The sequence below is a fragment of the Corynebacterium sp. MSK158 genome, assembly GCF_030229085.1.
In the GTDB taxonomy this organism is placed as follows: domain Bacteria; phylum Actinomycetota; class Actinomycetes; order Mycobacteriales; family Mycobacteriaceae; genus Corynebacterium.
In genome coordinates this window covers 1-7,457 of record NZ_JASPHJ010000025.1, presented here as the reverse complement: position 1 = coordinate 7,457, position 7,457 = coordinate 1, and the positions used below count along the sequence as shown (strand labels likewise).

General features: G+C 64.6%; 7 protein-coding genes. 5 read left to right on the top strand and 2 right to left on the bottom strand.

Features of this window, described 5'->3' with window-relative positions:
* The first annotated feature begins 94 nt into the window (after positions 1-94).
* A complete protein-coding gene (locus QP915_RS11515; protein WP_284769425.1) occupies positions 95-310 on the top strand; it encodes an exonuclease domain-containing protein in 216 nt (71 codons plus the stop codon).
* On the opposite strand, the gene QP915_RS11510 is transcribed toward QP915_RS11515, so the two are convergent.
* Together QP915_RS11510 and QP915_RS11505 are read right to left on the bottom strand one after the other, a co-directional pair.
* Entirely contained in the window at positions 288-1,769 is a 1,482-nt protein-coding gene (locus QP915_RS11510) for a multicopper oxidase domain-containing protein (RefSeq protein WP_284769424.1), read from the bottom strand. The genes QP915_RS11515 and QP915_RS11510 overlap by 23 nt on opposite strands.
* A gap of 71 nt (positions 1,770-1,840) precedes the next feature.
* A complete protein-coding gene (locus QP915_RS11505) occupies positions 1,841-2,416 on the bottom strand; it encodes a CueP family metal-binding protein (RefSeq protein WP_284769423.1) in 576 nt (191 codons plus the stop codon).
* A 404-nt stretch (positions 2,417-2,820) separates the two neighbouring features.
* On the opposite strand from QP915_RS11505, the gene copR reads away from it, so the two are divergent.
* From copR to QP915_RS11485, 4 genes are all read left to right on the top strand, one after another.
* Positions 2,821-3,543, top strand: a complete 723-nt coding sequence (gene copR / locus QP915_RS11500) for a two-component system response regulator CopR (RefSeq protein ID WP_284769426.1) — start codon at positions 2,821-2,823, stop codon at positions 3,541-3,543.
* Positions 3,540-4,667: a two-component system sensor histidine kinase CopS gene (copS, locus tag QP915_RS11495; protein ID WP_284769422.1), complete on the top strand. Its 1,128-nt coding sequence runs from the start codon at positions 3,540-3,542 to the stop codon at positions 4,665-4,667. Before copR ends, copS begins: the two co-directional genes overlap by 4 nt.
* Before the next feature lie 140 nt (positions 4,668-4,807).
* Positions 4,808-5,134, top strand: a complete 327-nt coding sequence (locus QP915_RS11490; protein ID WP_284769421.1) for a heavy-metal-associated domain-containing protein — start codon at positions 4,808-4,810, stop codon at positions 5,132-5,134.
* Between the two features lie 50 nt (positions 5,135-5,184).
* Positions 5,185-7,419 (top strand): copper-translocating P-type ATPase, encoded by a 2,235-nt coding sequence (locus tag QP915_RS11485; protein ID WP_284769420.1) that lies wholly within the window; start codon positions 5,185-5,187, stop codon positions 7,417-7,419.
* The last annotated feature ends 38 nt before the right edge of the window (positions 7,420-7,457 follow it).

Below are 7,457 nucleotides of genomic sequence, written 5' to 3'. Positions count from 1 at the left end.
GTTCGATAGCGTTTAGGCGGGCATGTCGGTATGGGCCTCTAGGCTTGGGGCCATGGGCTTTTAGCAAACCTCCTGAACCGCTACACCCCACGCTGTGGTCATTGATACCGAAACCACCGGCTTTAATAAGCGCTACGACCGCATCATTGAACTTGCTGCCGTGCGCGCTGACGCATACTTCAATCCCGTTGACTCCTGGCACACATTGCTCACCCCTGACACCAACGCCGTGTTCACTACTCGGGGGACACCCCCGCCCACCTCGGCATTCAACCCTGCTGTGGGGGTTACTCGTAGCGAAGCGAGCTGAGCATCCCGGTTTCCATGTGATAGGCGTTATGGCAGTGAAATGCCCACTCACCGGGGTTGTCAGCGATCAGGTCGGCGATCATGGTTTCACCGTGGCGGAGGAGGACGGTGTCCTTGCGTAGTCCGCCGCTGCCGGGCAGCGCCCACGTGTGGCCGTGGATGTGCATGGGGTGGGGCATCATGGTCCTGTTGCGCATGACCATCCGCAGGCGCTGGCCCTCCTGCACGGTCGCGGAGGAGGATTGGCCGTCGGTGAGAATGCTCCATTCGTACGGCATCATCTGCCCGTCCAGGTCGATGCTGACTTCTCGGTCTGGTGTGTCCTCGGGTAGGAGTGCACGGTCTGCTGGCTTCAGGGAGGACAGAAGCAGTCCGGTGGACGACAACTCGGGGAAGTCGACATCGGGGTGGGGGGCCTGGCCGCCGGCGGTGCGGATGACGGCGAAGGCGCGGTCGTCTTTACCCACCGCCAAAGCCGTGAGCGGGAAGATGCCGTCGCCGAGGATGACCTCGACGTCGACACGCTCGCCCATCGACAGGTAGATCGATTCGGTCTCCCGGGGCTGGACGGGGAAGCCGTCGGTGTGGGTGACGGTCATGCGGTGACCACCGAGGGCCACCTTGAAGATGGTGTCACCGCCGGAGTTGATAAACCGCAGGCGGGCCTTGTCGCCCGGGCGAGCCTCGAAGGTCCGGTGAGCACGGGGGATACGTCCGTTGATGAGGTAGTGCGGATACATCACATCGCCGGCGTCCCCGCCCAGTACCCGGTCCGGGGTGCCGTGCATCATATGGCCGTGACCTCCCATCCCCTTCTTCCCGTTATGGTCGCCTGAACCCATTCCGGTGAGCTTGTCGAGCTCGTCGTCGGGAGTGCCCTGAATGCCGTCGACCCAGTCGTCGAGCACGATGGTCCACTCGACGTCCTGGTCCTCAGCGTCTTGCGGGTCACGGACGATCAGTGGGGCGTGGAGGCCGCGATCAAGCTGCAGGCCGGAGTGGGAATGGTAGAAGTAGGTGCCACCGTGGGGGACTTCAAAAACATAGGAGAAAGACTCGCCAGGTTCAATGGGGTCCTGGGTCATGCCGGGCACACCGTCGGCTGCGTTGTGGAGTGCGATGCCATGCCAGTGGATGGAGGTGCTCTCAGGCAGTTCATTGGTGATATCGACCTGGAGGACGTCGCCGGCGGTGGCCTCAATGGCCGCATCCCCGGTGTCAGAGACGTATCCCCACGTCTTGGCTTCGATACCGCCGATATCCAGAGAGAGGGGCCGAGCGGTCAGTGTCCTGCGCACCGTCGGCTCACCGAGCGCAGTGGGGGTGGGAGTGGGGCGAAGGGAGGAACCTGGTGCCGAGGCAGCGGGTCCAGGGTCGCTGGTGCAGGCGGCCACGGCCCCGGTGCCGGCGAGGACGAGTCCGCCGAGCAGAAACTGTCGTCGGGAAAATCCGTTTATCATGATTTAACCTTCCTTGGTGTTAGATTTCAGTGATACGGGAGACAGGCGCAGGTGAGGACCCTGCTGAGCCATCACGTCAGGTGCAGGTCTGTGACACAGGTGGCACCGTCGTCGGCGGTGGAAAACTCCGCGGTGCCGGTACGCCCCTGGTAGCTCACCTCAATCAGGCCGGTGGCATCATCGGGAAGCCAGAAGCCAATAAACCCGTTGTCGAAAGTGGTTGTCGCCTCGTCCACCAGCACCTCACCGGTCGCCTCATCGGTGATCGTGACCTGGATATCCTCATTGTCGAGTTCCCCCAGGCAGGTCGTGAGGCTGTGGTAGAAGCAGTCGTGGGTGGAGGTGAGATAGGGTGCGATCGAGACATACGTCTGATTGTCGGGAAGATCGACCACGACTTCCTGGTCATCGCTCGAGAGCAGCAGTTCATCGGCACGCACTGAAGCGTTCAGATCCGTGGGACGCTCAGAGACCTTCTGCCGGTCGAGGTGATCAATGATCTCCACCGCGTCCATGCCGGCCAGGCCATGGGTAGTCAGGAATGTATCCTGAGACACCGTCCCGTCGGCGGTGGGTTCCGGGTCGGCGGCCGAACACCCCGTGAGGGCGAGGGCAAGGGCGGCGGCTGCGATCGCTGCTCGTTTCACGTCAATCTCCTTGGATCGTGGTAAGACCATGAGAAGATACCGCCTCAAGGTCGATGCCATACCTTTATCTAGCACGGGTGCCTGACGGACTAGAAATCAAAAACCCTGCTCACAGCCTTATAACAGGGCGAAAAGGGGGTGAATTCGGTGGGCTGGGTCACCACCGGGACACCACCCCACAGCCGTGGGCTATGGCCTTCTACCCGCCCCGGGTATGCGGTGCAGACAGTGAAATCCCTGGTGGCGCCTGCTGAACCGACCAGGGGAGGCGATGCCGCCGACCCGGGATGGGGCACAGGGGTGACGGCGGTCGAAGGGTGATGTTTGAAGATTTGATGAAGATTTCCCCGCCGGGCACTGAGCGAGGGTGGTATTCCCCCCTAGCCGGAGCGATACTGGGGTCTATGGCTGACCGCACACCGACCACCGCCACGCCCCCGGGGCGGGTGCTGGTCGTCGATGATGAACAACCCCTGGCTCAGATGGTGGCCTCCTACCTCATCCGGGCCGGCTTCGATACCCGCCAGGCGCACACCGGCACCCAGGCCGTGGACGAGACCCGTCGCTTTTCCCCCGATGTTGTGGTGCTGGATCTGGGGCTGCCCGAACTCGACGGCCTGGAGGTGTGCCGACGGATCCGCACCTTCTCGGACTGCTACATCCTCATGCTCACCGCGCGTGGCAGCGAGGACGACAAGATCAGCGGTTTGACCCTGGGGGCGGATGACTACATCACCAAACCTTTTAGCATCCGGGAACTGGTGACCCGGGTGCATGCGGTGCTGCGCCGTCCACGCACCAGCACCACCCCACCGCAGGTGACCACCCCCTTGATCGTTGGTGACCTCATCCTTGACCCCGTCGCCCATGAGGTACGGGTGGGGGAGACGACCGTGGAGCTCACCCGCACGGAGTTCGAGCTGCTGGTTGCCCTGGCCCTGCGCCCCGGCCAGGTGCTGACCCGCCACGACCTGGTCACCGAGGTCTGGGACACCACCTGGGTCGGTGATGAACGCATCGTCGATGTCCACATCGGCAACTTGCGTCGCAAGCTCGGCACCGACACCCAGGGCCGGGGATTTATCGACACCGTGCGTGGCGTGGGCTACCGGGTGGGGCAGCCATGAATCACGGACCCGGCCTGACCTTCCGCTTCCTGGCCGCCCAGGTGTTGGTCGTGGTGATTAGCCTGCTAGTGGCCGCGGCCGTGGCCACGATGGTGGGCCCGACCCTGTTCCACGATCATATGTTGATGACCGGCCGGGAGGACCCCTCGCTGGAGCTGTTCCATGCCGAGCAGGCCTACCGGGGCGCTAACCTGATCACCCTGGTGGTCGCCCTGCCCACCGCCTTGATCTGCGCCCTGCTGGCCAGCCTGTGGTTATCGCGTCGTCTGCGCACCCCCCTGCAGGATCTCACCCGCGCCGCTACCGGCCTGACGGCCGGCAACTCCCGTATCCGCGTGCCCGCCGGAAAAGCAGGCCCCGAGGTCACCACCCTGGCGCATGCCTTCAACACCATGGCCGACCGGCTGGAACACACCGAACAGGTCCGCCGCCAGATGCTCTCTGATCTGGCCCACGAAATGGGCACCCCCTTATCGGTGCTCACGGTCTACCTCGATGGTCTCCAAGACGGGGTCGTGGACTGGAATAATGCCACCCACACGATCATGGCTGACCAACTCACCCGCCTGACCCGGTTGATGGAAGACATTGACGATGTTTCCCGGGCCCAGGAACGCCGGATCGATTTGGACCTGGCGGAGGAAGGGCTCGGGGATCTGCTCCATACCGCCGCTGCTGCCGCGGGGGAAGCTTATGCTGACAAAGGCGTCGATTTACAGGTCGAGACCATTACAGACACCGCCCGGGTGCTCGTGGACCGACAACGCTTCGGCCAGGTGATGAGCAATCTCCTGTCGAACGCGCTACGGCACACCCCGGCCGGCGGGGAGGTCCGGATCAGCGTCCACCGACAGGGAGCGTCCACCGCGCTCATTCACGTCGCCGATGACGGCGAGGGCATCCCACCTGACCAGCTCGGACACATCTTCGAACGCTTCTACCGGGGGGATGCCGCCCGCAGCCGGGACGACGCCGGGGCCGGTATCGGTCTGACCATCTCCAAGGCATTGATCGAGGCCCACGGCGGCACTCTCACCGCCACCTCCCCCGGACCCGGTCGCGGAGCGGTATTTGCCCTCCGCCTCCCGCTGTCCCCTCCCGACAGTGAGGAGGCTGCTCGGTGACCACACCCTGCCCCGCGTGAGGGCCGGGCCCTCCACCCCTTGAAAATATACCCCCAGGGGGTATGCTGAAAATATACCCCATGGGGGTATACGCTAGAGAGTGGCATCGCCGCACCCCACCGAACCGAAGGAGCTTTCCCATGATCACCTCCCCGCCCCGCCTCTTGCCGATGGCCTCCCACGGCTGCAGCTGTTGCGGACCTGCCTCACGCGCTGACACCGCCTCCATCCCTGCCGCCAGCGACTCGTCAGCAGGAGGGTCCTCCCCTAGCTACCAGGTTACCGGCCTGACCTGCGGGCACTGCGCGAAAAGCGTGACCCAGGCCCTTCAGGCCCTCTCCCAGGTTGACGACGTCCAGATTGATCTCGCTGCTGGTGGTGTTTCCACCGTCACGGTCACCGGTGTCGTACCTCCGGAGATGGTTCGCCGGGCCATCGAGGAGGCCGGCTATACCGTCTTATCCTGATCAGTTCACCCATCATCTCGACCCCGACCGAGTTGAGCGAAAGGAACGTCATGAGCACTCCCCACCATTCCGGTGATCACCATGGTGATCACCCTGCTCCGGAAACAGACCACACCCACCACCCGGATCATGCCAGCCACGAACACCACGCAGATGCCGACAACCACGGCCAGGCGATGCCCCACGATCACCCGCACTCCGCCCTGGACGAAGACCACCACGTTCATGGCCACGGCGAACACGCCGGACACAGCACCGCAATGTTTCGGGACCGCTTTTGGTGGTCGCTGATTCTGTCCATTCCCGTCGCTATTTTCAGCCCCATGGTCGCCCACCTGCTCGGCTACCACCTCCCGGCATTCCCCGGATCCACCTGGATCCCCCCGGTGCTGGGAACGATCATCTTCGTCTACGGCGGCACGCCTTTCCTCAAGGGCGGATGGAAAGAACTGAAATCCCGCCAACCCGGGATGATGCTCCTGATCGCCATGGCCATCACCGTGGCGTTTGTCGCCTCCTGGGTCACCACTCTGGGGCTGGGCGGTTTTGACCTGGACTTCTGGTGGGAGCTGGCCCTGCTGGTGACCATCATGCTGCTGGGCCATTGGCTGGAGATGCGCGCTCTCGGGGCCGCGTCCTCCGCGCTTGACGCGCTGGCTGCCCTGCTGCCGGATGAGGCCGAGAAAATCATCGACGGGACCACCCGCACCGTGGCCATCTCCGAGCTGGTCGTCGACGACGTCGTGCTGGTGAGGGCCGGTGCCCGGGTGCCGGCCGACGGAACCATCCTCGACGGAGCCGCCGAATTCGATGAGGCGATGATCACCGGCGAATCCCGTCCCGTCTTCCGCGACACCGGTGACAAGGTGGTCGCCGGTACCGTGGCCACCGACAACACCGTCCGCATCCGGGTGGAGGCTACCGGCGGGGACACCGCCCTGGCCGGGATCCAACGCATGGTTGCCGACGCCCAGGAGTCCTCCTCCCGGGCCCAGGCCCTGGCGGATCGGGCGGCGGCGTTGTTGTTCTGGTTCGCGCTGATCTCCGCTCTGATCACCGCGGTGGTGTGGACCATCATCGGCAGTCCGGACGATGTCGTGGTGCGCACGGTCACGGTGCTGGTCATCGCCTGTCCGCACGCCCTGGGCCTGGCGATTCCGCTGGTCATTGCGATCTCCAGCGAGCGGGCCGCGAAATCCGGGGTGCTCATCAAGGACCGGATGGCGCTCGAGCGGATGCGCACCATCGACGTGGTGCTCTTCGACAAAACCGGCACCCTGACCGAGGGTGCACACGCGGTCACCGGTGTCGCGGCAGCTGTCGGCGTCACCGAGGGCGAGCTGCTGGCCCTGGCCGCCGCCGCGGAGGCCGACAGCGAGCACCCCGTGGCCCGCGCCATCGTGGCGGCCGCGGCCGCCCATCCCGAGGCCTCCCGTCGGCAAATCCGTGCAACTGGTTTCAACGCCGCTTCCGGCCGAGGGGTCCGGGCCACTGTCGATGGCGCTGAAATCCTCGTGGGCGGGCCGAACATGCTGCGCGAGTTCAACCTCACGACCCCGGCCGAGCTCACTGACACCACCAGCGCCTGGACCGGGCGTGGGGCCGGTGTGCTCCATATTGTCCGCGACGGTCAGATCATCGGTGCGGTGGCCGTCGAGGACAAGATCCGCCCCGAATCCCGCGCAGCCGTGAAAGCCCTGCAGGACCGCGGGGTAAAGGTCGCGATGATCACCGGCGACGCCCAGCAGGTCGCCCACGCCGTCGGTCAGGACCTAGGCATTGATGAGGTCTTCGCCGAGGTCCTGCCCCAGGACAAAGACACCAAGGTCACGCAGCTGCAGAACCGGGGTTTGAGCGTGGCCATGGTCGGTGACGGTGTCAATGACGCCCCCGCTCTGACCCGCGCGGAAGTCGGTATCGCCATCGGTGCCGGCACGGATGTGGCCATGGAATCTGCCGGGGTGGTCCTAGCCAGTGATGACCCGCGGGCAGTGCTGTCGATGATTGAGCTGTCCCAGGCCAGCTACCGCAAGATGATCCAGAACCTGATCTGGGCCTCTGGCTACAACATCCTCACCGTGCCGCTGGCCGCCGGAGTGCTCGCCTCGATCGGGTTCGTGCTGTCCCCGGCCGTGGGCGCGATCTTGATGTCTGCCTCGACCATCGTGGTGGCCCTGAACGCCCAGCTGTTGCGCCGCATTGATCTGGATCCGGCTCACCTGGCTCCGACCGAGTCGAAGGAGGAACACACCGCGCCTACTCCGGCATCCACCGCCGTCCACTGATCCACCACTTCTCTCCACTGCCCCCATACGACCCTGAA

Coding starts and splice junctions, on each gene's coding strand:
- QP915_RS11510 (WP_284769424.1), bottom strand. CDS start 1,769: ATGATAAACGGATTTTCCCGACGACAGTTTCTGCTCGGCGGACTCGTC.
- copR (WP_284769426.1), top strand. CDS start 2,821: ATGGCTGACCGCACACCGACCACCGCCACGCCCCCGGGGCGGGTGCTG.
- copS (WP_284769422.1), top strand. CDS start 3,540: ATGAATCACGGACCCGGCCTGACCTTCCGCTTCCTGGCCGCCCAGGTG.
- QP915_RS11490 (WP_284769421.1), top strand. CDS start 4,808: ATGATCACCTCCCCGCCCCGCCTCTTGCCGATGGCCTCCCACGGCTGC.
- QP915_RS11485 (WP_284769420.1), top strand. CDS start 5,185: ATGAGCACTCCCCACCATTCCGGTGATCACCATGGTGATCACCCTGCT.